The sequence below is a fragment of the Peribacillus sp. NPDC056705 genome (assembly GCF_043656335.1).
This window is the reverse complement of the sequence record NZ_JBHTYI010000019.1, coordinates 1-21,823: the sequence shown is the minus strand read 5'-3', so window position 1 is coordinate 21,823 and position 21,823 is coordinate 1. Positions and strand designations below refer to the sequence as shown.

General features: G+C 44.0%; 22 protein-coding genes, 21 tRNA genes and 1 rRNA gene. 10 read left to right on the top strand and 34 right to left on the bottom strand.

The genetic code is table 11. The annotated features are described in order from the left end of the window. Positions 1–17 precede the first annotated feature (17 nt). Both ACFRAK_RS19345 and ACFRAK_RS19340 read left to right on the top strand, forming a co-directional pair. Positions 18–788 carry an ABC transporter ATP-binding protein gene (locus ACFRAK_RS19345; RefSeq protein WP_387603117.1) on the top strand — a complete coding sequence of 257 codons (771 nt, stop codon included), beginning with the start codon at positions 18–20 and terminating at the stop codon, positions 786–788. Next, complete coding sequence (locus ACFRAK_RS19340) at positions 778–1,569, top strand: ABC transporter permease (protein WP_387603120.1); 792 nt, start codon at positions 778–780, stop codon at positions 1,567–1,569. Before ACFRAK_RS19345 ends, ACFRAK_RS19340 begins: the two co-directional genes overlap by 11 nt. A gap of 233 nt (positions 1,570–1,802) precedes the next feature. Here ACFRAK_RS19340 and ytkD read toward each other — a convergent pair whose 3' ends face one another. Both ytkD and ACFRAK_RS19330 read right to left on the bottom strand, forming a co-directional pair. Beyond that, a complete protein-coding gene (gene ytkD / locus ACFRAK_RS19335) occupies positions 1,803–2,273 on the bottom strand; it encodes an RNA deprotection pyrophosphohydrolase (RefSeq protein WP_394572259.1) in 471 nt (156 codons plus the stop codon). A 98-nt stretch (positions 2,274–2,371) separates the two neighbouring features. Beyond that, positions 2,372–2,722: a hydrolase gene (locus ACFRAK_RS19330; RefSeq protein WP_387603125.1), complete on the bottom strand. Its 351-nt coding sequence runs from the start codon at positions 2,720–2,722 to the stop codon at positions 2,372–2,374. Between the two features lie 225 nt (positions 2,723–2,947). Between ACFRAK_RS19330 and ACFRAK_RS19325 the strand changes: the two genes are divergently transcribed. Next, complete coding sequence (locus ACFRAK_RS19325) at positions 2,948–3,214, top strand: DUF6154 family protein (protein ID WP_370662567.1); 267 nt, start codon at positions 2,948–2,950, stop codon at positions 3,212–3,214. Between the two features lie 94 nt (positions 3,215–3,308). On the opposite strand, the gene ACFRAK_RS19320 is transcribed toward ACFRAK_RS19325, so the two are convergent. Beyond that, the gene (locus ACFRAK_RS19320; RefSeq protein ID WP_192206821.1) at positions 3,309–3,749 is read right to left on the bottom strand and encodes a Dps family protein; all 441 of its coding nucleotides are present in this window, start codon (positions 3,747–3,749) and stop codon (positions 3,309–3,311) included. Positions 3,750–3,873: 124 nt separating this feature from the next. Between ACFRAK_RS19320 and ytzI the strand changes: the two genes are divergently transcribed. Further along, entirely contained in the window at positions 3,874–4,029 is a 156-nt protein-coding gene (ytzI, locus tag ACFRAK_RS19315) for a YtzI protein (RefSeq protein WP_192206822.1), read from the top strand. A 37-nt stretch (positions 4,030–4,066) separates the two neighbouring features. On the opposite strand, the gene ACFRAK_RS19310 is transcribed toward ytzI, so the two are convergent. Continuing rightward, entirely contained in the window at positions 4,067–4,540 is a 474-nt protein-coding gene (locus tag ACFRAK_RS19310) for an S-ribosylhomocysteine lyase (protein WP_137019600.1), read from the bottom strand. Positions 4,541–4,749: 209 nt separating this feature from the next. Here ACFRAK_RS19310 and yidD point away from each other — a divergent pair, with 209 nt between their 5' ends. Further along, positions 4,750–4,971 carry a membrane protein insertion efficiency factor YidD gene (yidD, locus tag ACFRAK_RS19305; RefSeq protein WP_387603190.1) on the top strand — a complete coding sequence of 74 codons (222 nt, stop codon included), beginning with the start codon at positions 4,750–4,752 and terminating at the stop codon, positions 4,969–4,971. Positions 4,972–5,092: 121 nt separating this feature from the next. Beyond that, the gene (locus tag ACFRAK_RS19300; RefSeq protein WP_394572258.1) at positions 5,093–6,043 is read left to right on the top strand and encodes a metal ABC transporter solute-binding protein, Zn/Mn family; all 951 of its coding nucleotides are present in this window, start codon (positions 5,093–5,095) and stop codon (positions 6,041–6,043) included. A gap of 59 nt (positions 6,044–6,102) precedes the next feature. Here the strand turns inward: ACFRAK_RS19300 and ACFRAK_RS19295 are convergent, their stop codons facing one another. After that, complete coding sequence (locus ACFRAK_RS19295) at positions 6,103–7,167, bottom strand: DctP family TRAP transporter solute-binding subunit (RefSeq protein WP_387704978.1); 1,065 nt, start codon at positions 7,165–7,167, stop codon at positions 6,103–6,105. A gap of 140 nt (positions 7,168–7,307) precedes the next feature. Here ACFRAK_RS19295 and ACFRAK_RS19290 point away from each other — a divergent pair, with 140 nt between their 5' ends. Both ACFRAK_RS19290 and ACFRAK_RS19285 read left to right on the top strand, forming a co-directional pair. Further along, the gene (locus tag ACFRAK_RS19290; protein ID WP_387603135.1) at positions 7,308–8,918 is read left to right on the top strand and encodes an ATP-binding protein; all 1,611 of its coding nucleotides are present in this window, start codon (positions 7,308–7,310) and stop codon (positions 8,916–8,918) included. Beyond that, positions 8,911–9,606 carry a response regulator gene (locus tag ACFRAK_RS19285; protein ID WP_260285254.1) on the top strand — a complete coding sequence of 232 codons (696 nt, stop codon included), beginning with the start codon at positions 8,911–8,913 and terminating at the stop codon, positions 9,604–9,606. Before ACFRAK_RS19290 ends, ACFRAK_RS19285 begins: the two co-directional genes overlap by 8 nt. A gap of 47 nt (positions 9,607–9,653) precedes the next feature. Here the strand turns inward: ACFRAK_RS19285 and ACFRAK_RS19280 are convergent, their stop codons facing one another. The 7 genes from ACFRAK_RS19280 to ACFRAK_RS19250 form a co-directional block, all read right to left on the bottom strand. Continuing rightward, entirely contained in the window at positions 9,654–9,800 is a 147-nt protein-coding gene (locus ACFRAK_RS19280) for a hypothetical protein (protein ID WP_153246142.1), read from the bottom strand. A 338-nt stretch (positions 9,801–10,138) separates the two neighbouring features. Beyond that, positions 10,139–11,242: an o-succinylbenzoate synthase gene (gene menC, locus ACFRAK_RS19275; RefSeq protein WP_394572279.1), complete on the bottom strand. Its 1,104-nt coding sequence runs from the start codon at positions 11,240–11,242 to the stop codon at positions 10,139–10,141. Beyond that, positions 11,239–12,717 carry an o-succinylbenzoate--CoA ligase gene (locus ACFRAK_RS19270; protein WP_387603142.1) on the bottom strand — a complete coding sequence of 493 codons (1,479 nt, stop codon included), beginning with the start codon at positions 12,715–12,717 and terminating at the stop codon, positions 11,239–11,241. Before ACFRAK_RS19270 ends, menC begins: the two co-directional genes overlap by 4 nt. Positions 12,718–12,803: 86 nt before the next feature. Next, positions 12,804–13,622 (bottom strand): 1,4-dihydroxy-2-naphthoyl-CoA synthase, encoded by an 819-nt coding sequence (gene menB, locus ACFRAK_RS19265; RefSeq protein WP_076369982.1) that lies wholly within the window; start codon positions 13,620–13,622, stop codon positions 12,804–12,806. Between the two features lies 1 nt (position 13,623). After that, positions 13,624–14,445 (bottom strand): 2-succinyl-6-hydroxy-2,4-cyclohexadiene-1-carboxylate synthase, encoded by an 822-nt coding sequence (gene menH / locus ACFRAK_RS19260; protein ID WP_387603145.1) that lies wholly within the window; start codon positions 14,443–14,445, stop codon positions 13,624–13,626. After that, positions 14,442–16,193 carry a 2-succinyl-5-enolpyruvyl-6-hydroxy-3-cyclohexene-1-carboxylic-acid synthase gene (gene menD / locus ACFRAK_RS19255; protein WP_394572256.1) on the bottom strand — a complete coding sequence of 584 codons (1,752 nt, stop codon included), beginning with the start codon at positions 16,191–16,193 and terminating at the stop codon, positions 14,442–14,444. The genes menH and menD overlap by 4 nt, the downstream gene beginning before the upstream one ends. Then, positions 16,186–17,595 carry an isochorismate synthase gene (locus tag ACFRAK_RS19250; RefSeq protein WP_387603150.1) on the bottom strand — a complete coding sequence of 470 codons (1,410 nt, stop codon included), beginning with the start codon at positions 17,593–17,595 and terminating at the stop codon, positions 16,186–16,188. Before ACFRAK_RS19250 ends, menD begins: the two co-directional genes overlap by 8 nt. A gap of 298 nt (positions 17,596–17,893) precedes the next feature. Here ACFRAK_RS19250 and ACFRAK_RS19245 point away from each other — a divergent pair, with 298 nt between their 5' ends. Then, positions 17,894–18,814 carry a 1,4-dihydroxy-2-naphthoate polyprenyltransferase gene (locus ACFRAK_RS19245; RefSeq protein WP_144529331.1) on the top strand — a complete coding sequence of 307 codons (921 nt, stop codon included), beginning with the start codon at positions 17,894–17,896 and terminating at the stop codon, positions 18,812–18,814. 145 nt (positions 18,815–18,959) lie between these two features. Beyond that, positions 18,960–19,709, top strand: a complete 750-nt coding sequence (locus ACFRAK_RS19240) for a TraR/DksA C4-type zinc finger protein (protein ID WP_387603153.1) — start codon at positions 18,960–18,962, stop codon at positions 19,707–19,709. Between the two features lie 41 nt (positions 19,710–19,750). On the opposite strand, the gene ACFRAK_RS19235 is transcribed toward ACFRAK_RS19240, so the two are convergent. The 22 genes from ACFRAK_RS19235 to rrf form a co-directional block, all read right to left on the bottom strand. Beyond that, positions 19,751–19,822 (bottom strand) — tRNA-Glu (locus tag ACFRAK_RS19235). A gap of 3 nt (positions 19,823–19,825) precedes the next feature. Beyond that, positions 19,826–19,916: transfer RNA gene (locus tag ACFRAK_RS19230), tRNA-Ser, on the bottom strand. A 1-nt stretch (position 19,917) separates the two neighbouring features. Then, positions 19,918–19,992 (bottom strand) — tRNA-Asn (locus ACFRAK_RS19225). A gap of 10 nt (positions 19,993–20,002) precedes the next feature. After that, positions 20,003–20,079 (bottom strand) — tRNA-Ile (locus tag ACFRAK_RS19220). 5 nt (positions 20,080–20,084) lie between these two features. Then, a tRNA-Gly gene (locus tag ACFRAK_RS19215) sits at positions 20,085–20,158 on the bottom strand. Positions 20,159–20,162: 4 nt separating this feature from the next. After that, positions 20,163–20,238, bottom strand: a tRNA-His gene (locus tag ACFRAK_RS19210). A 17-nt stretch (positions 20,239–20,255) separates the two neighbouring features. Next, positions 20,256–20,331: transfer RNA gene (locus ACFRAK_RS19205), tRNA-Phe, on the bottom strand. A 23-nt stretch (positions 20,332–20,354) separates the two neighbouring features. Further along, positions 20,355–20,430 (bottom strand) — tRNA-Asp (locus tag ACFRAK_RS19200). Between the two features lie 6 nt (positions 20,431–20,436). After that, positions 20,437–20,510: transfer RNA gene (locus ACFRAK_RS19195), tRNA-Met, on the bottom strand. Positions 20,511–20,612: 102 nt separating this feature from the next. Next, positions 20,613–20,705: transfer RNA gene (locus ACFRAK_RS19190), tRNA-Ser, on the bottom strand. A 21-nt stretch (positions 20,706–20,726) separates the two neighbouring features. Then, positions 20,727–20,803, bottom strand: a tRNA-Ile gene (locus ACFRAK_RS19185). A 10-nt stretch (positions 20,804–20,813) separates the two neighbouring features. Continuing rightward, a tRNA-Met gene (locus ACFRAK_RS19180) sits at positions 20,814–20,890 on the bottom strand. Positions 20,891–20,918: 28 nt separating this feature from the next. Beyond that, positions 20,919–20,994 (bottom strand) — tRNA-Ala (locus ACFRAK_RS19175). Positions 20,995–21,011: 17 nt separating this feature from the next. Next, a tRNA-Pro gene (locus tag ACFRAK_RS19170) sits at positions 21,012–21,088 on the bottom strand. 11 nt (positions 21,089–21,099) lie between these two features. Then, positions 21,100–21,176 (bottom strand) — tRNA-Arg (locus ACFRAK_RS19165). Positions 21,177–21,185: 9 nt separating this feature from the next. After that, positions 21,186–21,274: transfer RNA gene (locus ACFRAK_RS19160), tRNA-Leu, on the bottom strand. A gap of 12 nt (positions 21,275–21,286) precedes the next feature. After that, a tRNA-Gly gene (locus ACFRAK_RS19155) sits at positions 21,287–21,361 on the bottom strand. A gap of 8 nt (positions 21,362–21,369) precedes the next feature. Further along, positions 21,370–21,451 (bottom strand) — tRNA-Leu (locus tag ACFRAK_RS19150). Positions 21,452–21,459: 8 nt separating this feature from the next. Next, positions 21,460–21,535, bottom strand: a tRNA-Lys gene (locus tag ACFRAK_RS19145). A gap of 20 nt (positions 21,536–21,555) precedes the next feature. Further along, a tRNA-Thr gene (locus tag ACFRAK_RS19140) sits at positions 21,556–21,631 on the bottom strand. Positions 21,632–21,641: 10 nt separating this feature from the next. Further along, positions 21,642–21,717: transfer RNA gene (locus ACFRAK_RS19135), tRNA-Val, on the bottom strand. An 11-nt stretch (positions 21,718–21,728) separates the two neighbouring features. Further along, positions 21,729–21,823, bottom strand: a 5S ribosomal RNA gene (gene rrf, locus ACFRAK_RS19130); the annotation flags it as partial.

Here is a 21,823-nt window from a genome sequence, read left to right as displayed (position 1 = left end):
GGTAAGGAGGATGTCCGATGAGCTTTTTAAAGATCCAAGACATTCACCATACTTATTTTTCAAATCAGACGGCAGCGACCGCACTCGCGGACATTTCCCTCGACATTGAAAAAGGTGAATTCGTCTCTTTTCTAGGTCCGAGCGGCTGCGGAAAGACTACCCTGCTTTCCATCATCGCTGGACTATTTTCGCCTACTTCGGGAAAGATCCTGCTCGAAAACAAACCGCTGAAGGCAAACAGTGACCTTTCAATCGGCTATATGCTGCAGCAGGATTATCTATTTCCATGGAAGACGATAGAAGAAAATGTTTTATTAGGATTGAAACTGATTAAAAAGGATGAAGGTCTTGAGAGAATAAAGACGCTGAAACTATTAAGTGACGTTGGATTGGGAGGCACCGGAAAATCATATCCACGCGAACTCTCAGGCGGAATGAGGCAAAGGGCCGCACTGGCACGGACACTGGCGGTCGACCCAAAAATCCTTCTGCTTGATGAACCCTTCTCGGCCCTTGATTACCAAACGAAGTTGAAGCTGGAAGACCTTGTTTTTGAAACCCTGAAATCCTTCGGAAAGACAGCCGTGCTCGTCACCCATGATATCGGTGAAGCCATCGCAATGAGTGACCGCATTTATCTGTTTTCCGCGAACCCGGGAAGCGTGCACAAAACATTCGAGGTACCCGATGAACTGCGTGAACTGACGCCTTTCCATGCACGCAACCACACAAATTATCCAATGCTATTCCAAACGATCTGGAAGGAGCTTGAGAGCCTTGAATATTGAACAGCTTCATAACCAATATAAAACCAAATTAAAAAAGGAAAACAGGCTCATACGCTTTTATCAGATCCTGATTTTCATCGTTTTTTTCAGCAGTTGGGAACTTTTTTCCCGGATGGAATGGATTGATCCGCTCATCTTCAGCTCTCCAACCAAAGTATGGCATCTTTTCATACAAAAATTGGGTGATGGAACACTTCTATCCCATTCCGGAGTGACGCTATTCGAGACCGTTCTCGGCTTTATCATAGGGACACTGCTTGGAACGATCCTCGCATCCCTGCTTTGGTGGTCGCCAAAATTATCCAAAACACTTGACCCCTATCTCGTCATTTTAAATGCCATGCCGAAAGTGGCACTCGGCCCCATCATCATCGTTGCATTCGGCCCGGGCTTTCCATCCATCATCTCGATGGGGGCGATCATCTCCATCATCATCACCACCATCGTCGTCTACACTGCATTTCGCGAAGTCGACCCGAACTACCTGAAGGTACTCCAAACTTTTGGCGCCACAAGAACACAAGCTTTTCGGGAAGCCATCTTACCCGCCTCCTTCCCAACGATCATCTCGACATTGAAAGTGAATGTCGGCCTCTCCTGGGTCGGCGTCATCGTGGGGGAATTCCTAGTTTCGGCCAAAGGACTCGGCTACCTCATCATTTATGGCTTTCAAGTCTTCAACTTCACCCTCGTAATGCTTGCCTTGATGATCATTGCCGTCTTTGCCACAATCATGTATCAACTAGTAGAACTTCTCGAGCGAAAATTAATCAAAGACTAACCAAACTGCCGATAACCCTCGGCAGTTTTTCATTCATGCTAGAATGAATTGAGTCTTTGGCGATTTACTCGTGAATTTCGGTGATTTACTCGTGAATTTCGGCCTTTTACTCGTGAATTTCGCCTACTTACTCGTGAATTTCGGCGGTTTACTCGTGAATTCCGGCCTTTTACTCGTGAGTTTCGGTTATTTACTCGTGAATTCCGGCCTTTTACTCGTGAGTTTCAACAGATTCACTCGTTTCTCAGCAAAATGGCATTATCCAGTCTTGATATGCTCAATGGTACAATCTCGTCTTTCATGATGAAGCTGAACTCCTCACCGAGTACATCCGGCAATGCTTCCAAAAAGATCGGGCCTTCCGTTTCCAGGTAATCCTGTTTCTTCTCTACTTCACGCAATGCAGCGTAGTATATTGATTTAACGAATGGCTTCACTGGATCATGTACTTTATATTGTCCCAAAAATTGCAGCTGGCCCACCAAGCCTCCTGTTTCTTCATACACTTCCCTTATGGCCGTTTCTTCAATCGATTCGCCTGCTTCCCGCTTTCCTCCGGGGAACTCCAGTCCCCGCTCTTTGTGTTTGGTCAATACCCACCTGCCTTTATATCTGCTGAGCACTAAAACATGCCAAGACTCTCCAAAGACAGGATCCTCGGAGTATTCCACCTTATATCCGTTGTTATCAAGAAAACGCTTCATTTTTCCCCTTCTCTCCGTTTAAGAAATAAAGCTATGTCCTTCTTTCATTATATGGGTAAAAGCTAGAATCTGCATCACATCAAAAAAACGATGGACCCTCAATATTCGAGGCCATCGTCAGTTGGTTTTCCCTGTAAAATCCCCATGCTTTCTATATGCCGTTTTCCTTCATCGGTACCTAGAGCATAAATCATCTCGTAAATTTTTTGGAGAGTGATATCCTGTTTATCATTTTCACGGTCAAAATGGTATTGAAGGTATGGGACATGTGCGCGGTAAAAATTTTCTTCGCCTATTGAATAATTATAATCAAATAATTCACGTAACTTGATGATTTCATTATCGGTCGCCTCGATTTCGAAATTCCATGGAGAACTTTCCCTATCTTGTGTTATCTGCCCATTCGGAAGCCAAATGTAATATTTTTTCCTGTTTTCAGACACATTCATCCACCCTTTCCATATATCCTACGCTTATTTTTCACGTATTTCTCTACTTCATGCAATGGAAAATTTTGTTTACAGAAGAACAAAGATGTTAAATAATAGATTAAAGTATCTTTCAAAGGGTAAAACATATAATAAGCCCAAGCATCCCTTAAGATTTTTATATGCACCCAGAGTTTTTTTTGATAACCTACATATAAAGAGATAACGGATTCTAATAAATGTGAGGTGAGAGTTTTGAAGTTAATTGAAGAATTATACAATATGTACCGCGATAAGATGACTGGTGATGAAGAAGATATTGATATGCTTACTTTTGCGGTTCTGGAACAGCTTGACCGTAAGGAAATTTTCGAATTGCTTCAAGAGATGGATGATCAAGAACTGACCAATTTAATGGGCCTTTACATTATTGAAACGTTAAAAGGTAAGTTCGCTCAAAATAGTTTGAACGACACGAAACCTACACATTTTCCGCCTAGGAATATTCACTAATACATACTTTGTCCGGTATCCACTTTTGATGGATGCCTTTTTTATTGTTTTAACCTAAAAAAAAGCTCTGCCGAAGCAGGGCTTTTCCTAAATCTTAATGTCCTAAATACGCACGCAGCATCCAAGCATGTTTGTTTAGGCTTTTCTTCATGCCTGTCAGCATATCAGCCGTAACCGGATCTTCTTCTTCGGCAACTTCGATGATTTCCAAGAACTCTTCGGAAAGCTTCTCAAAATCACTGATGACGCTTTGAACCATATCTTCTGTATTTTCATTACCTGTCGCTTCTTCGATCGTCGTTAATTCCATGTACTCTTTAAGCGTAGCGACCGGTTTTTCACCAATGGCCAATAACCTTTCAGCCAATTCATCATAGTTGGATGTCACTTCTTTATATAACTCTTCCAATTTTTGGTGGAGTTCAAAGAAGTGCGGTCCATTCACGAACCAGTGGTAATTATGAATTTTTGTATAAAGAACACTGAAGTTTGCAATTTCCTTATTCACTAAAGTTCCCAATTTTTTCTGAACCATGAATATCTACCTCCGTAATTTGGTTATACCTTTATAATTCCCTCTATTCGAAAATTGAAACATTATCTGCTACGGTTCTTATGCTAAAATGAATCTAAATTGTGAACGTTAGGAGCTGTGAAGTATGATTACGGTTTTAGTCATCTCCATCATTGTGATTCTGATTGTATTGGCCTTATCGGTCCTAACAATCGGAAAAGGGTACAGCTACAAGCATACAGTGGATCCCATCGATCCTTTGCCTAAGGAAGAGGGGGAAAAAGGAGAACCCGAAAAATGAAAAAAGTTCCTGTCACAATAGGACAGGAACTTTTTTATTAACCGAAAACTTTATGAAGATCTTCTTTATCTTGTGCAAGCCAGAAATTCATTAATTTCTTGGCCCCTTCAAGATCATGCAATTTAGCTTGGCCGCATTGTTTTTCGTTTGCAGCTGGAATTTCAGTAATTGTAACAGCATCCTTGAATGTATCTTCAAGAACATCGATGATTTCCGTCACTGTCGGCTCACCGCTGACAACAAGGTAATATCCTGTTTGACATCCCATTGGCGAAATATCGATAATATCAAAGTGATCATAGCGCTCGGAATGTTTACGGATATTGAATGCAAGCAAGTGTTCCAGGGTATGGATCGTATCCGGCTTCATCGCTTGTTTATTCGGCTGGCAAAAACGGATATCAAATTTATTAACAACACCGTCTGTTCCTACCTTATGGACACCGCAATGTCTAACATATGGGGCTTTAACAGCATTATGATCTAATTCAAAGCTTTCAACTGAAGGCATTTAATTCACTCCTTAATTGTATGTCATCTCTATTTTACCTTGAATAACAATATATTTCATCCATTAAAATTAATTCTTATTATATCCATCGGATTACCCCTATGCTTATTCCTTTTTTACCCTTATTGGAAACCTAGAAAATATGCTATAATGAAGGGTAGTGAATTTACTCGAAAAGAGATGAAAGCCTTGTGTTGAAAAAAATATTAATGGGAATCATCCGTTTTTACCAAGTTGCCATTTCTCCATTAAAACCGCCTACTTGCCGTTTTTATCCAACTTGTTCCCATTATGGTTTGGAAGCGATCAATCGTTTCGGACCTATAAAAGGAAGCTGGTTAGCACTCATCCGGATTCTTAAATGCCATCCGTTTCATCCAGGGGGCATTGACCTTGTTCCCGAGAAGAAAGAAAAAAGTAAGGGCCAATAGAAAAAAACCTTGCTTTCTTTTGCAATCTTTTGTATTATACAGAAGTCAAATCGTAATCATTTCGTTTTTACCACATAACATTCAAATCGTAATCAATACGAATTATAAAGGAGCATTTCATATGAAAATCCGAGCATTGCTCTCACTTTTCCTTGTTACTGCGGTATTTCTGTCAGCCTGCGGCAACTCAAAGGGAGAGTCGAGTAAAGATGAAACCAAGGATGCCTTAGATATATATACGACGGTCTACCCTTTACAGTACTTCACGGAGGCCATTGGCGGGGAGTACGTAAATGTCGAGACGGTTTATCCTCCCGGAACGGATGAACACTCATTCGAACCCTCTCAAAAGGATATTGTAAAAATGGCTGAGTCAGACCTATTTTTCTATATTGGCTATAATCTGGAAGGCTTTGTAACCAAGGCTGAACCAATTCTAAGCAAAGAAGGCGTCAGAACGATCGCGGTGGGTGAAACGGTTCATCTTGATGAAGATGAGCATGCACACGAAGAGGAACATTCACATGAAGAAGATGGTCATAATCATGGGGGCGTTAATCCGCATTTGTGGTTGGATCCCATCTATTCCATTGACATGGCTAAAACCATCAAGGATGAGTTAACGAAAAAAATGCCAGAACAGGAAGAATATTTCAACAATCATTTTAACGAGCTTTCAAAAAAGCTTGAGGCACTTGATGAAAATTTAGCGACGACGATCGAGTCGGGCCGTACCAATAAGATCATCGTTTCCCATTCTGCATATGGTTATTGGGAGGAGCGCTATGGATTGGAACAAATTGGCGTCACAGGACTAACGTCTTCAAACGAACCTTCTCAAAAGGAATTGGGAAAAATCGTGACCATGGCTGAAAAAGAAGATTTGAACTACGTCATCTATGAGCAGAATATCAGTTCTAAACTAACCGAGATCATTCAAAAGGAAATGGGAGCGAAATCACTTGAGCTCCATAACCTTTCCGTGTTGACGGATAAAGATATCGAAGCCGGTGAAGATTACTTCAGTTTAATGGAAAAGAATGTTAAGACACTTCAAACTGCATTGCAATAGAAAAAAGAGCGGGCCCATTGGGTCGCTCTTTTTTTGTCCCTATTTAATGAGTGTTTTCGTTATTCGTTTAAATGCTTATCACGGATCTTTTCCATCTTCATCATCAATTCTGTTCCGATCGTTGATTCGAATTCCGGATAGATGACGGTCATCTCATCCATCCATTCCTTCTTTTCTTCATCTGACAGTGTATAGATATCGATATTCGATTTTTGCTGGATTTCCTTAAGCTGTTCCTGATTCAATTCATTTGATTTGATCCATAGCCATTTCGTTGTATCATCCATCGCCCGTTGGATTTGCTGCTGAATGTCCAACGGGAGTTTGTTCCAAAACGGCTTATTTATCATGACGACATAGCCTAAATAGCCATGATCACTGATCGTTAAATATTTTTGCACCTCATATAATTTCTTGGAATAGATATTCGAAATTGTATTTTCCTGGCTGTCCGTTTCATTGATTTCAAGGCTTTTAAACGTTTCATTAAACTCCAGCACAGAAGTTGTCGCCCCAAAATGCTTGAATTGGCTTTCCAGGACTGCACTTGGCATGATTCTAAAATTCTTTCCAGCAAAATCCCTTGGATGCCGTATCGGTTTACTGCTTGTAATCTGTTTATAGTTATTCGACCAAAATGCGAGTCCCTCTATATCGATGGTATTCAGCTGCTTAAGCAGCTCTTCCCCCACTTCTCCATTCAATGCTTCCTGCAAAGCAGCGTCCGTCGGAAAGACGTATGGAAGGTCCAATAGCATCCATTTCTTTGATATGCTCGTAATTTTAGATGTAGTTGGAGCAATCATCTGCACTTTGTTTTCTTGTAATGCCTCGATTTCTTCATGGTCACTATATAATGACTGATTAGGGTAAACTTCAATTTTAACACGATGATTCGTATATTCATCGACAAGTTGGGCAAACCTGTTCGCAGCTTGCCCTTTAGGTGTATTTTCGGCAACGACATGACTGAACTTAATCACGATTTGATCCTTCATCCCGACCTGCTCCTCATCCTTCGGCAAATTGAAACCAAAGCTTGTAAAGAACGATTGAAACGATATATACACTGCTATCAACAGCCCCAGGCCAATTAATAATAAGTACCCCCATAATGCACGCATACCGACAACTCCTCACAGCTCACTTCACATTATCACTATTCTATCACAGCTTTTCACTGTCTTAATACAATGCGCGAAAAATGGCGAAAAGTGATAGAAATTCTGTTACTATAAAGTATAGAAGTAATGGAGGAAAAACAATGGATAAATCCTTTCATATGCCCATTCAAATTAAAATCACCCTGCTATCATTCGTAATCGTCGCTTTTTCGATACTAATAGGCGGGATTTTTATATTCGGAAACATCGTTTCAGTCAAGGAAGATGAAATCGGCAAACGATCCATGATCACTGCCCATACCATTGCCGAACTCCCAGAAGTACAAAAATTGGTCCGTGAGCCCGAAGGATGGACGCAGCTCAATCCGATTATTGAAAACTTAAGGAAAATCCATCAAGCAGATTATATAGTTGTGCTCAACAATCAGCATATACGTTATTCCCATCCGGTGTTCAGCCAATTGGGGACCCCTTCGGAAAGCAGTGATGAAAGCGCTGCTTTCGCTGAGCATGAGTATCTTTCAAAGGCAGCTGGCGAACTTGGCATTTCCGTCCGCGCCTTTGTCCCGATCCTTGATAAAGATAGAGAGCAAATCGGCGTCGTCCTGGTTGGGAATATCTTGCCTACGATACCGGAGTTAATCAAGGATCTGAAAGGCGAAATCGCGATTATCCTGGTCCTTACACTTCTATTCGGGGTATGCGGCTCATGGCTCATGGCAAGAAGGATAAAAAAAGAGACCTTCCAACTTGAACCACATGAAATTTCACGGATGTTGGTTGAAAGGACAGCCGCATTCAATGCGATGCACGAAGGGGTCATCGCCATAGATAATAATGAAACGATCACGATTTTCAATGAAAAGGCTAAGCAAATATTCAATATCAACGGTGAAGTCATCGGCAAGAATATCAATGATATTATACACGATACCCGTCTCCCGGAAGTGCTCGATCGGACATCTCCCATCTTCAATCAGGAAATCTCCGTTCAAAACAGGAATATTGTAAGCAACCGGGTACCGATAAAGATTGCGGATAAAACGATCGGTGCCGTAGCCATTTTCCAGGATCGCACCGATGTGACGAAGCTAGCTGAAGAGTTGACTAGTGTCAAAGCATTCGTTGAAGCCCTGCGTGTTCAAAACCATGAACATATGAACAAACTTCATACGATAGCAGGATTGATCCAGCTCGGTAATCTTGACGAAGCACTGCATTACATTTTTCAGATCACGGAAGAACAAGAGGAATTGACCAGGTTTTTAACGAAGCACATTCACGATGATAATTTAGTGGGGCTGATATTAAGTAAGATCTCATTGGGACGGGAACTCGGAATCGAGCTCATCATGGACAAGCACACGAAATTGGACCGATTCCCCGCTGATTTGGATCATCACGATTTTGTTTTGATAATCGGAAACCTGATCGAAAACTCATATGCAGCGCTAAAGCATTGTTCTGAGGAAACAAAACAAGTTTATTTATCCATCTACCAGGATGAACGTCATTGTCAAATCGTGCTTGAGGATAATGGTCCCGGCATTCCCGAGGACATTCATAAAGATATATTCGAGTATGGTTTTACAACAAAAGGTGCGGAAGGATCAGGAATTGGTCTTTATCTAATAGACCAAATTGTAAAAAAAGCGAACGGCGAGATGAAATTCACGACACGCCCTAACGAAGGAACAAGCTTTTTTCTTTCTTTTCCCATGCACGATATAGAGGAGAACCAAAATGACTAACCAAATTCGTGTACTTTTAATTGAAGACGACCCAATGGTCCAAGAGGTCAACAAACAGTTCATTGAGCGCCTGCCTGCTTTTAAAGTCGTTGATACAGCTTCAAATGGGCTTGAAGGTCTGGAAAAAATCAGGCAGTCTAAACCCGACCTTGTCATTTTGGACATCTTCATGCCTTCTTTAAACGGGGTTGATACACTTTATCAAATCAGAAAAGAGCAAATTGATGTGGATGTCATCATCATTTCAGCGGCAAATGATCAGAAAACGATCCGAAAAATGATGCAGAACGGGGCTTTTGACTATTTAATCAAGCCATTTAAATTCGATAGGCTAAAACATACGCTGGAGCAATACTTCGCTTTTCGGATGGAGGTTGAACCTGACCATCAAATTTCTCAAACCCAGCTCGACCGAATTCTCTTTCAAAATAAAACACATTCTGAAGCGAGTCCGAAATATGATGTTCCCAAAGGTTTGAATGGGGCGACTCTTGAGCAAGTGACGAAGTTCATAAAGACCCAGCCTGGGTCGCTATCTGCAGAAGAAGTGGCTGATGGGATTGGTATCGCCAGAGTTACAGCAAGGCGCTATCTCGAATACTTGCATGGCGAAGAAGTCCTTCAGCTTGACGTACAGTATGGCAGCATAGGCCGCCCTGTCAATAGGTACCGGCTTAGTAAACCTTAAAACGCAAGGGGGACCGGATCGGAACGGTTCCCTTTTTACTTCATTCTTTACGCACCTGTCTTCCGGTCATAGAGGCCCCACTTTCTCTTCAAAAGAAACAGCTCGCATTCCTTCAAAGCCGTCACTTCTTTTATGACATAGTCAGGCATGCCTCTTCTCAGTAGAATTTCCGCAATTAGGTACGGTTTTTTCATACACGCTCCCCTCCCTTTCCCTTGTTTGCCATTCTTTTGATTTCATTATACAAAATAATCCAATAAAGAAAAAATAGACAAAACCCCATTTTCCGAAAAAATATGGTTTATCAGGGCCTAGGTTAACCAGTCATACCCTTTTAAAAATCATGGTTCAGGGGATGCCATCGAAACTTCAAACTTATATTTTATTTATCCTATTAAATCATTTACCAAAAGAGTGGGATTCCTGTCAAAAAAAATACTAAAAGGGTGAGTTACACGAAACGTGGGAGGTAAAAAGGAAGATTATCAATATTTTAATCAAAAGAGGCCGTAATGCACCTCTTTTGATGTTTTCATTTGTACAGTTTACTATATGTAGTCAATTCCTTTAATCGTTTTTCATTGATGTCAAAACCGATTCCAGCTTTATCGGGAACTTGGATCATGCCATTTTCGACAATGACTTCAGGATCGATTATATCCTCTTCCCAATAACGGGATGAAGATGATATATCCCCGGGAATCGTGAATCCTTTTAATGTGGCAAGTGCGATATTATGTGCACGTGAAATGCCAAATTCAATCATACCGCCGCACCAAACGGGCACACCATTACCCAGGCATAGATCATGGATTCTTACAGCTTCCATCCAGCCGCCGACTTTAGCCATCTTAATGTTGATCACCCCACAGCTTTGGAGCGACAGTGCACTTTTGGCATCATGAAATGAATTTATGCTTTCATCAAGGCAAATAGGTGTCTGCAGTTGTTTCTGCAAAAAAGAATGTTCCACAATGTCGTCATGTCCAAGCGGCTGCTCAATCATCATCAGCTTAAACGAATCAAGCTTCTGAAGATGCGGGATGTCATCCAGACTGTACGCTGAATTGGCATCTGCCATTAGCGGGATATCGGGATAGGCCCGACGTATTTCCCCTAAAAACTCCAGATCACTTTGAGGATTGATTTTTATTTTATAACGCTGATACCCAGATCCGGAAAAATCCTCGATCTGGCGCATCGCATCTTCTATGTCATTGGATGCAACGACTACACCAGCGGCCACTTCACTTCGTTCGCCGCCAAACAGCCGTCCGAGGTAGATTCCTTTCTGCTTCGCATATAAATCAAGGATTGCCTGCTCTAAAGCGGACTTCGCCATCGCATTCCGTCTGATTCCGCTCCATAAGTTCGGCAGCTCATCAGGATGCCTGATCTGACCGGCCAATGTCAGCGGAATTAAGAAAACATCCAGCATATGAAAGCATGTCTTGATCGTTTCCTCGGTATACCAAGGACTTGTAAAAGGAACTGCTTCCCCGTATCCAATCAATCCGTCTTCATCCATGGCTTCGACAATTATCACTTCCCGATCGCTTACCGTTTCAAGATGCGTCTTGAATGACCGCTTTAAAGGGGCCTTAATGAGCTTAAGGGAAATGGAGGATAACTTCATTGCCATTCCCCCATTTCCTTCTTCAGTTCCCGTCTCAAAAGCTTGCTTGCGCCATTCCGGGGAAGCTCCTTACAAAAAATCACATTCTGGGGAATCTTATAAGATGCCAAATATCCCCTGCAATATTCCAGCAGTTCGCTCTCATCAAGTTCTGCACCTTGATGCAAGACGACAAAGGCAAGTGGGACCTGTCCCCATTTTTCATCGTCAGTCCCCGTTACTCCCGCTTCGAAAACATCAGGGTGCTTACTTAGGACATTTTCGATCTCGGCCGGATAGACATTTTCACCGCCGGAAATGATTAAATCCGAGCGTCGGTCAAGCACATATAAAAAGCCTTCCTCATCGAGATAACCAAGGTCCCCAGTATAAAGCCATCCATCGGTAATGGCCTGCTGTGTAGCATCCAGCCGATTAAAATAGCCTTTCGTCACATTCGGACCTGAAACCACGATTTCGCCCACTGCACCCGGTTCACACATCGTTCCGTCTTTCTCTATCCGTAACTGCGAAGGAAACAAAGGCTTTCCTGCCGAGCCGATTTTTGTCATGCTATACTCCGGTGCCAGTGTTACAATCTGTGAAGACGTTTCGGTCATTCCATATGTTTGATAGACGGGAATCCCTTTCTCCTTACATACCTCAAGTAAATGGACGGGTGCAGGGCCGCCGCCCAACAGGAAACAGCGAAACGTTGCCGGATAGCTTGCTCCCTTCAAATCCTGCACCATCCTATTCAGCATTGTCGTCACGACCGAAATGATCGTCACGCCATTTTCCTGGATACTCCGGTTTGCCTCCCGTTCATCGAAACGTTCTGCCAAAACGACCTTCATGCCATATATCACATTTTTCATCAGGATGGATAAACCGCTAATATGAAAGATGGGAACAGCACAATACCACGAATCTTCCTCATGCAATCCAAGGTTCAGAACCGACCCGACGGCACTCCACCAATGGTTGCCGAATGATTGGATCACTCCTTTTGGATTTCCTGTCGTACCTGATGTGTACATGATCGTCGCGGTATCCTCAAGGTAAAACTCTTGAAGTATCTCCGCAGTGCCATCCGGCAATTCTTCCATTAAATGAAGGTTCAATTCTGGGAGAATCCCACCAATATCAGAGAGTTTGCCGGAGAAGGAGCCTTCTGAAACCAAATGGGCAGATCCACTATCCCCGATCTGCCAGGACAGCTCTTTTGCCGTTAGCTTATTATTCAGCATCACAATCTTCACACCGAGATATAGTAGTGCATGGATAACGACGACACCATCAATATGGTTACGGAGCAAAACCGCACATGAATCGCCAGCGCCCAGACCAACGCTTGCCAGCTTACCAGCCATTTTCTCCGATAATGTATGCAGTTCAAGAAAGCTATACGTATGACCTTCAAACTCAATTGCCGGGCGATCCGGTGAAAGATGCGCCCGATTTTTCAGCCAGTTCGGCAACTTTTCTTCTGCCATTGCTGCTTCCCCTCTTCCATTTTGATATAGAAAACAGCCCGGCGATTTTCCGCCAAGCTGTCAGTCTCATCGATTCACACGTTTCATTAAGGGAAACGAGGGAATTGCCCAAAGTCCGGAGTGCGTTTTTCTTTGAATGCATCGCGGCCTTCTTTTGCTTCTTCTGTTGTATAGTATAAAAGTGTAGCGTCACCAGCCAATTGTTGAAGACCTGCAAGGCCATCCGTATCAGCGTTCATTGCCGCTTTCAAGAAACGAAGTGCAGTCGGGCTCTTCTCAAGCATTTCTTCACACCATTTAACCGTTTCCGTTTCCAATTCGTCCAAAGGTACAACCGTGTTGACCAATCCCATGTCCAATGCTTCCTGTGCATTGTATTGACGGCATAGGTACCAGATTTCGCGCGCCTTTTTATGACCCACGATACGTGCAAGGTAGCCAGAACCATAGCCAGCATCAAAGCTTCCCACATTCGGTCCAGTTTGTCCGAAAATTGCATTGTCAGCAGCAATCGTCAAGTCACATACCACGTTCAAGACATTTCCGCCACCAATTGCATATCCTGCAACCATGGCTACGACCGGTTTTGGAATTACACGGATCAAACGTTGCAAATCAAGAACATTTAGACGCGGAATGTTATCTTCACCTACATATCCGCCATTTCCGCGTACTTTTTGATCTCCGCCTGAACAGAATGCTTTGCCGCCTACACCTGTTAAAATAATGACACCAATGCTTGAATCATCACGCGCCCTTGCGAATGCATCAATCATTTCAGCAGTCGTTTTTGGCGTGAATGCATTATGTACATGTGGTCGGTTGATGGACACTTTAGCAATCCCGTTATATTTTTCATACAGAATTTCATCATACTCACGTATTGTTTCCCATTGTATCGTCATCTTAATTCCTCCTTTTATTTCGCTTTAAAAACTCACTTATTATTTTACCAAACTTTTCTCCAACTTCCACATGAATCGCATGTCCCGCATCATTTATTATTTTCCACTCGGCCCGCTTCAGCTTTCTCATCATGGAGTCCGCAATGTCACAAAACTTACGGTCGAGTTCACCGGTTACAAGGAGCACAGGGAAATCAAGAGTTTGCAGTTGTTCCCAGTATGAAGCCTGACTGCCTGTCCCCATACCAAGAAGGCTATTGGAAAGACCGGCAGGGTCATTTGCCAACCGCTGCTCCCGAATGGCTGACCTCGTTTTGGCCGACAAACGTTTTTGACTTTCAAATAGCGGGATGTTTTCCCATTGATTCACAAATGCTTCCATTCCATTTACAAGAATCCGTTCGGCAAGCTTCCTATCATTTTCCCTTCGGACTTCCCGTTCCCCTTCTGTTAAAAGGCCTGGTGAAGCGCTCTCCAATATCAGTGTATCAACATACTCAGGATACAAACAGGCAAATCCCAATCCGAGCCTTCCGCCCATCGAGTATCCAAGGATATGGGCTTTCGGGAAATGTAACACATCCAAAATATACTTGATATCCTCAGCCACACGCTCCATCTCATACCTTCGATGATCGGCTGGTGACGCGGACATGCCATGACCGATGATGTCGACCATTATCATGGTATACCTGTCACTCAGTAGCGGAATGAGGAATTTCCATGTATCCCGATTTCCCGTAAATCCATGTAAAAGTACAAGAGGATCTCCATTTCCCGTTATTTCAACGGCATAATTGACATCCTTGCTGACAATATTCATGATATTTCCCTATCTAACACCATTTTTATTTCCTGGGAAACAAAGCTCCACAAATTTCGATGCTTTTGTAAATTGGACTCTCTTTCTGTCGGTACTTCGATGATTTTCAGACCTTGAATTTCGAATGACTCCGTAAATACCTTCTCAAACTCACCCCAGCTTTGCACCTTGTTGTATTTACCGCCATAAAGTTGGGAAGTATGGGAAAAATCAAGCCCATGAGGCGTGCCGAATAGCGTTTCGAAATGTTCCCTCTCACTCGCCTGAGGCAAGAAAGAGAATATGCCGCCGCCATCATTATTAACAAGCAATATCGTGATATTTTGTTTTTGAAGTTTTGCTGCAAGCAAGCCATTCATATCATGGAAAAAGCTTAAATCCCCGATTGCCAGCACTGTATTTTTCGATACCGTACTTACGCCAAGAGCGGTCGAAACGACACCATCGATCCCATTCGCACCTCGATTTGCCATTGTCTTGATTCCTTTTCCATTATTCAAAAAGAAGGTATCTAAATCACGTATGGGCATGCTATTCCCGACAAACAGCGTCGATTCCAATGGCATCATATCAGCAAGCAGGGCGAACAGCTTGCCTTCACTTAACTCCGATTCATCCCTGACGGAGGCCAGGGCATCCTTTGTCGTACCGTTGACGGTCTGCCATAGGCGAAGCCATTCATCATCAGGGGAAGAAATAATTTTATCAGCAATTTTCAAACAAAAATCTTTCTCTTCGCTGTAAATCATATTCGTTGCCAATCCGGCTGGTTCACGCCAGCCTGCTCCGCCATCGACGACCAAAGTGATTGCCTGTTTTTGTTTTTTCATGAATAACAATAAGGGTTTAGAAACAGGCATTGCCCCGAAACGCAAGATCACTTCCGGCCTGAAAGCCGCTTTTGCCGTTTCATCGCGCAGAAATGTATCGTACGCATCAATTATGACGGCTTTGTCGTGACTACCGCTCCTTAACTGCGAAAGGGGATCAGCCAGTATAGGAAAAGCAAGTTTTTCCGCTAATGCGACGATGGCTTCCTTCATCTCGGGATGCGGTAATTCGCCACATACGATGATACCTTGCTTAGCTTGTGACAATGTAGTTGCAACAGCTTCTATTTGTGATGCAGACAGTGACCGTTCTCCACTGTCAATCAACACTGCAGGCGTTATTTTATTTTGCCTGTACTCCTTTGCTTTCTCCAGATCCGGAATCAATGGTTCACGAAGCGGGAAATTCAAATGTACAGGCCCTGCAGGTTCAGCTGCCGCTGTAGCCACCGCCCTTGCACCGACCGTTCTGGCATACCGCATCATCCCATCCGTGCTTTCAGGAAGTGCCATTTCGACAAACCATTTTACATGTCTCCCGTAAAGATGTATCTGATCGATCGCCTGCGGGGCTCCGACATCACGCAATTCATGCGGGCGGTCAGCAGTAAGCACAATAAGCGGCACTCTTGAATAGAAAGCCTCAATGACGGCTGGGTAATAGTTTGCTGCGGCTGTACCGGACGTACAAAGAAGTCCGACAGGTTCTTTTAAGGCCTTAGCCAAACCAAGGGCAAAAAAAGCAGCCGAACGCTCATCCACATTAATATGAATTTTGATATCAGGATGTTCCACTAGCAACAAAGCTATGGGCGTGGATCGTGAACCTGGGCTCACCACCACATGCTTCACCTCATTTTGTGCCAGCTCATCGACGAATGAAGCAGCATACGCTGTCAATGCATCTCGATCATTCATTAAGATTTCCTCCTAAAGCACTTAACATCGGATTGAATTTAATCCCTGTTTCCCGGAATTCACTTTCGGGAGTCGAATCTTCGACTACCCCGCATCCGGCAAAGAGGGATGCCTCATTGTTCTGTATAAGGGCAGAACGAATCCCTACAGCGAATTCCCCGTTTCCATACGTATCCACCCAACCTAAAGGACCCGCATAAAAGCCGCGTTCAAGACCTTCCATTTCCCGGATCCGGACAACGGCCTTTTCTTTTGGAAGTCCGCCCATGGCAGGTGTAGGATGGAGATTCTCGACGAATTCAAAAATCGTGACGCCTTCCTTGGATATACCGCTGACCGGTGTGTACAAATGCTGGATATGACGGTTTTTCATAAGTGTCGGTTCGGCAGGAACCATCACTTTTTCGCATACAGAATCAAAAGCATTGGATATCATCGACACGACATATTGATGCTCTTGTAAATTCTTTTGGTCATGAAGCAATTCTTCACCAAGACAAACATCTTCCTGCTCATCTTTCCCTCGCCCCATCGATCCGGCAAGACAGGTTGAAAAAACTTCATTTCCCTTTTTCTTGATTAAACGTTCAGGGGTGGCACCTACAAAACAGTCACCGCCAGCCTCCAAACTGAAAATATAGCTTAAAGGCTGCTCAGCAATCAATTGTTCAAGCACTTTCCCTGAATCGATGGAACGTTCAAAAGCAAGTCGAAGCTCCCTTGCCAAAACGATCTTGTCGAGATCTGTCGTCTTGATTTCCTGAACAGCCTCTTCGACCGTCCGCTTCCATTCCTCAGGTTCGACTTCCCTCTGCATAACCAGGGAATTCACACCCGATCCATTTCCATCCAAGCTTTCGAAAAGGAAAGCTTCCCGTTCATTTATCATATCTATGAAGAGTTTTTCTGAATCATCAGGCGAACAAAGTAAGTTTGTCGTTAAGTAAGCTTGTTTCCCCACTATTGACAGCATGAAGGCAGGTATATAAAACAGGTTGTCCCCGAACTGATTCCACAGGAGCGTACTGTCCGTTTCATAATCAAAAGAAAAGCCCCCAAACAGTAACGGACCTGTCGCTTCTACATCGGTCACTCCTGTTTTGACAGCAGTATTCTGCAGTTTGATCCAGCTCTTTTCGACTTCTCTATAACGTTCGGCATTCGATGCCGCTTTGAGTTTCTTAACATTGCCTAAACCGGTGATGGTTATATCCTTTGCAGGATCCTCCCAGAAAAAGCGTTCACCCGCGTACCGTTCTCTTCCAGCTTGATAAAATGAAAGGGGGTTGTTGCAATTAACTTTCTTAATATGACTGAATAGAACTTGATCATTCAAGTCCTTCGCCTTTTGTATAGCTGAAGCCAGTCCCTGAAACTGTTCAGTTTCCTCTGAGATAGCCAAAAAAATCCCCCCAAATGTACATTTTAAAAGCTTTTTAACCTATTTAAAGATACACCTCCCTTGAACCTCATGTCAATAAAACGCCCCTTTACCGAACGATTCTTTCCTGCTTTTTTCCTTATTATATGAATCTTAGCGAATGTAGAGAAATATCCTTGATTCTGGAAATGCACCATCCGTGAATTCCAAATATACCCTTGCCCAATTTTCCTGCATTTATTAGGATAACCTTTTGTGCAACATTTCAATATTTGTTATAATTTCGAGAGAACCAATAATGATTTTGAGGAGAGAAATAATGCAAACAGAATACGACGGACTTCCCCTTAAACGGACCTGGAAGATTTGGTGGGAGTTAATTCGTCCACATACACTAACCGCAGCTTTTGTTCCAGTCTTGCTTGGAACTGTTATTGCACTTTTGGAAGATGGAGTGAATTGGTTATTATTCGCTGCCATGATGATTGCAAGCATCCTGATACAAGCTGCAACCAATTTATTCAATGAATACTATGATTTCAAGAGGGGCTTGGATACGGAGGAATCCGTAGGCATCGGCGGCGGGATCGTCCGTCATGGGATGACCCCCAAACTAATCATGAACTTGGCCCTTGGCATGTATGCCATCGCCTTGATAATTGGAATCTATATCTGTGCCGCATCATCTTGGTGGCTTGCTGCAGTAGGACTGGTTTGCATGCTTGTCGGCTATCTTTATACAGGCGGCCCCCTGCCCATTTCATATACACCATTCGGGGAACTTTTTTCTGGATTGTTCATGGGCTTTTTGATAATCCTGATCGCCTTTTTCATTCAAACCGGTGATGTTTCTTCAACAGCCATCTTAATTGCCATTCCAAGTGGAATATTGGTCGGGTTGATCAACTTATCGAATAACCTGCGTGACCATGACGGAGATAAGGCACATGGCCGCAAAACGATGCCAGTAGTAATGGGCCGGAAAAACGCCCTGACATTCATGGCAATCATGTTCGCCTTCTCTTATCTATGGCTAGTTGGGCTAGTCCTTACCGGAAGCGTAACGGCGTGGATCCTCCTTGCCTTCCTAAGCATTCCGAAAGCCCTGGCTGCAATCAAAGGCTTCGTAGGTAAAACGCAGCCGATCACGATGGTGCCAGCAATGAAAGCCACGGCCCAAACGAACACCTTCTTTGGCTTACTAATGGCCATTGGATTATTCATCAGCTATCTTATATAATCTCCTGGGACTGAGCTCATTCGCTCAGTCCTTTTTTCTATCATCCGTTCCTTATTGTTTTCCTATACTCCGATTCGGGTAATAGATAATACAACCATCTTACCAATATAAATGAGATTTAGACTTTAGAAGGAGTGAATCCGATATGGCAACGAAACAACAAACGCAAAAATTCAAAAAAGAACTGCTTCAAGAAAAAAATGAGCTAATTAATAGAATTCAAAATGATGAACAATCCGTTCTGGATAAAAGCCAGACCGAATCCGTAGGGGAATTATCATCCTATGATAATCATCCTGCTGATCTTGGTACCGAATTATTCGAGATGGAACGGAATCAAGCGCTCGATGAGCATGCACAATCCGAAATGGAGAAAATCGATGAAGCTTTGAAAGCCATGGAGGAAGGCTCGTATGGCCATTGTAAAACCTGCAATAGGGAAATCCCCATCGAGAGGCTTGAAGCGATCCCAAGCACCCTCTACTGTGTCGAGCATGCTCCAGAACGGTCGATTTCACAAGACCGGCCTGCGGAAGAGGATATACTAATCCCATCCATGGGTGATCATTTTGAAAATCGTCATGGAATCGAAATGGTGGATAAAGAAGATAGCTTTGGTGAAGTTGCCAAATTCGGTACATCCGAAACACCATCCGATTACACAGGCGATCATGACAATTATAATGATCTATATAAAACCGAGGATGAAACGAACGGGTTTCCTGAAGACTATGAAGGATATGCCGCAAATGATATCGAAGGAAAAAATAGAGTGAACATACCGAACAAAAAGCAAAAGGTATATGAAGATACACTGGAGGAAGAAAATATAGAATCCAATCTTGGAGACATTCCCTATGAACAAAAAGATAGTTATATCAATGAAAAGAAATGAAAAAAAGAAGCATACATGAATGTATGCTTCCCTTTTTGTTATGACCCGTACGGGATTCGAACCCGTGTTACCGCCGTGAAAGGGCGGTGTCTTAACCGCTTGACCAACGGGCCAACTGGCGGAGAAGGAGGGATTTGAACCCTCGCGCCGCTCGCGCGACCTACACCCTTAGCAGGGGCGCCTCTTCAGCCTCTTGAGTACTTCCCCATGGCTCCGCAGGTAGGACTCGAACCTACGACCGTTCGGTTAACAGCCGAATGCTCTACCACTGAGCTACTGCGGAACAATGAATATGGTGGGCCTAAATGGACTCGAACCATCGACCTCACGCTTATCAGGCGTGCGCTCTAACCAGCTGAGCTATAGGCCCATATTTGGAGCGGGTGAAGGGAATCGAACCCTCATCATCAGCTTGGAAGGCTGAGGTTTTACCACTAAACTACACCCGCGAAATGGGGCGACTGATGGGAATCGAACCCACGAATGCCTGAACCACAATCAGGTGCGTTAACCACTTCGCCACAATCGCCGTAATTTTTTAGAATATGGTGGCTCAGGACGGAATCGAACCGCCGACACAAGGATTTTCAGTCCTTTGCTCTACCGACTGAGCTACTGAGCCACATATGTATTGAATTTTAAAAATGGCGGTCCCGACGGGAATCGAACCCGCGATCTCCTGCGTGACAGGCAGGCATGTTAACCGCTACACCACGGGACCTAATAATTGCGGGGACAGGATTTGAACCTGCGACCTTCGGGTTATGAGCCCGACGAGCTACCGGACTGCTCCACCCCGCGACGGTAATAATGAAACGATTTGCATCAAGTTTTCGTGTATAGCGTTTCGTCCGCATCCTTTATGTAAGGGTGTTTCAAAACAACTTGCTGCTTTTTGAAAAATGGAGGAGGTAGAGGGATTCGAACCCCCGCGGGATTTGACTCCCCTGTCGGTTTTCAAGACCGATCCCTTCAGCCGAACTTGGGTATACCTCCATGGCTTTTAAAAAGTGAATATGGTGGACCTTGTAGGACTCGAACCTACGACCGGACGGTTATGAGCCGTCTGCTCTAACCAGCTGAGCTAAAGGTCCTTATATTTATTGGTAGCGGCGGAGGGGATCGAACCCCCGACCTCACGGGTATGAACCGTACGCTCTAGCCAGCTGAGCTACACCGCCAATATAATATAAGTTTCTGATTGAAAAATGGTGGAGCCTAGCGGGATCGAACCGCTGACCTCCTGCGTGCAAGGCAGGCGCTCTCCCAGCTGAGCTAAGGCCCCATTCATTAAAAATCACGTGGTCGGGAAGACAGGATTCGAACCTGCGACCCCTTGGTCCCAAACCAAGTGCTCTACCAAGCTGAGCTACTTCCCGCAATAAAAACATGGTGCGCCCGGCGGGAGTCGAACCTACAACCTTCTGATTCGTAGTCAGATGCTCTATCCAATTGAGCTACGGGCGCATATTATGATGGTGCCGAGGACCGGAATCGAACCGGTACGGTAGTCACCTACCGCAGGATTTTAAGTCCTGTGCGTCTGCCAGTTCCGCCACCCCGGCACATACGAAAAGTGGAGCGGAAGACGGGATTCGAACCCGCGACCCCAACCTTGGCAAGGTTGTATTCTACCACTGAACTACTTCCGCATGAAAGATGCGGGTGAAGGGACTTGAACCCCCACGCCTTGCGGCGCCAGATCCTAAGTCTGGTGCGTCTGCCAATTCCGCCACACCCGCATATAAAATGGTGAGCCATGAAGGATTCGAACCTTCGACCCTCTGATTAAAAGTCAGATGCTCTACCAACTGAGCTAATGGCTCGTGCTTGTACTATTCTAAAATGGTGCCGGCAAGAGGACTTGAACCCCCAACCTACTGATTACAAGTCAGTTGCTCTACCAGTTGAGCTACACCGGCAGGTGTAAAATGGTGGAGGATGACGGGATCGAACCGCCGACCCTCTGCTTGTAAGGCAGATGCTCTCCCAGCTGAGCTAATCCTCCATATGAAACTTGCTTGGCGACGTCCTACTCTCACAGGGGGAAACCCCCAACTACCATCGGCGCTGAAGAGCTTAACTGCCGTGTTCGGAATGGGAACGGGTGTGAC

Excerpts from the sequence above, each read along its gene's own strand:
- menH (WP_387603145.1), bottom strand. The coding sequence starts at position 14,445 with ATGAATATTGTCAGCAAGGATGTCAATTATGCCGTTGAAATAACGGGA.
- ACFRAK_RS19330 (WP_387603125.1), bottom strand. The coding sequence starts at position 2,722 with ATGAATGTGTCTGAAAACAGGAAAAAATATTACATTTGGCTTCCGAAT.
- ACFRAK_RS19320 (WP_192206821.1), bottom strand. The coding sequence starts at position 3,749 with ATGGTTCAGAAAAAATTGGGAACTTTAGTGAATAAGGAAATTGCAAAC.
- ACFRAK_RS19290 (WP_387603135.1), top strand. The coding sequence starts at position 7,308 with ATGGATAAATCCTTTCATATGCCCATTCAAATTAAAATCACCCTGCTA.
- ACFRAK_RS19300 (WP_394572258.1), top strand. The coding sequence starts at position 5,093 with ATGAAAATCCGAGCATTGCTCTCACTTTTCCTTGTTACTGCGGTATTT.
- ACFRAK_RS19285 (WP_260285254.1), top strand. The coding sequence starts at position 8,911 with ATGACTAACCAAATTCGTGTACTTTTAATTGAAGACGACCCAATGGTC.
- menC (WP_394572279.1), bottom strand. The coding sequence starts at position 11,242 with ATGAAGTTATCCTCCATTTCCCTTAAGCTCATTAAGGCCCCTTTAAAG.
- ACFRAK_RS19345 (WP_387603117.1), top strand. The coding sequence starts at position 18 with ATGAGCTTTTTAAAGATCCAAGACATTCACCATACTTATTTTTCAAAT.
- menD (WP_394572256.1), bottom strand. The coding sequence starts at position 16,193 with ATGAATGATCGAGATGCATTGACAGCGTATGCTGCTTCATTCGTCGAT.
- ACFRAK_RS19270 (WP_387603142.1), bottom strand. The coding sequence starts at position 12,717 with ATGGCAGAAGAAAAGTTGCCGAACTGGCTGAAAAATCGGGCGCATCTT.
- yidD (WP_387603190.1), top strand. The coding sequence starts at position 4,750 with ATGGGAATCATCCGTTTTTACCAAGTTGCCATTTCTCCATTAAAACCG.
- ytkD (WP_394572259.1), bottom strand. The coding sequence starts at position 2,273 with ATGAAGCGTTTTCTTGATAACAACGGATATAAGGTGGAATACTCCGAG.
- menB (WP_076369982.1), bottom strand. The coding sequence starts at position 13,622 with ATGACGATACAATGGGAAACAATACGTGAGTATGATGAAATTCTGTAT.
- ACFRAK_RS19240 (WP_387603153.1), top strand. The coding sequence starts at position 18,960 with ATGGCAACGAAACAACAAACGCAAAAATTCAAAAAAGAACTGCTTCAA.
- ACFRAK_RS19295 (WP_387704978.1), bottom strand. The coding sequence starts at position 7,167 with ATGCGTGCATTATGGGGGTACTTATTATTAATTGGCCTGGGGCTGTTG.
- ACFRAK_RS19245 (WP_144529331.1), top strand. The coding sequence starts at position 17,894 with ATGCAAACAGAATACGACGGACTTCCCCTTAAACGGACCTGGAAGATT.
- ACFRAK_RS19280 (WP_153246142.1), bottom strand. The coding sequence starts at position 9,800 with ATGAAAAAACCGTACCTAATTGCGGAAATTCTACTGAGAAGAGGCATG.
- ACFRAK_RS19310 (WP_137019600.1), bottom strand. The coding sequence starts at position 4,540 with ATGCCTTCAGTTGAAAGCTTTGAATTAGATCATAATGCTGTTAAAGCC.
- ytzI (WP_192206822.1), top strand. The coding sequence starts at position 3,874 with ATGATTACGGTTTTAGTCATCTCCATCATTGTGATTCTGATTGTATTG.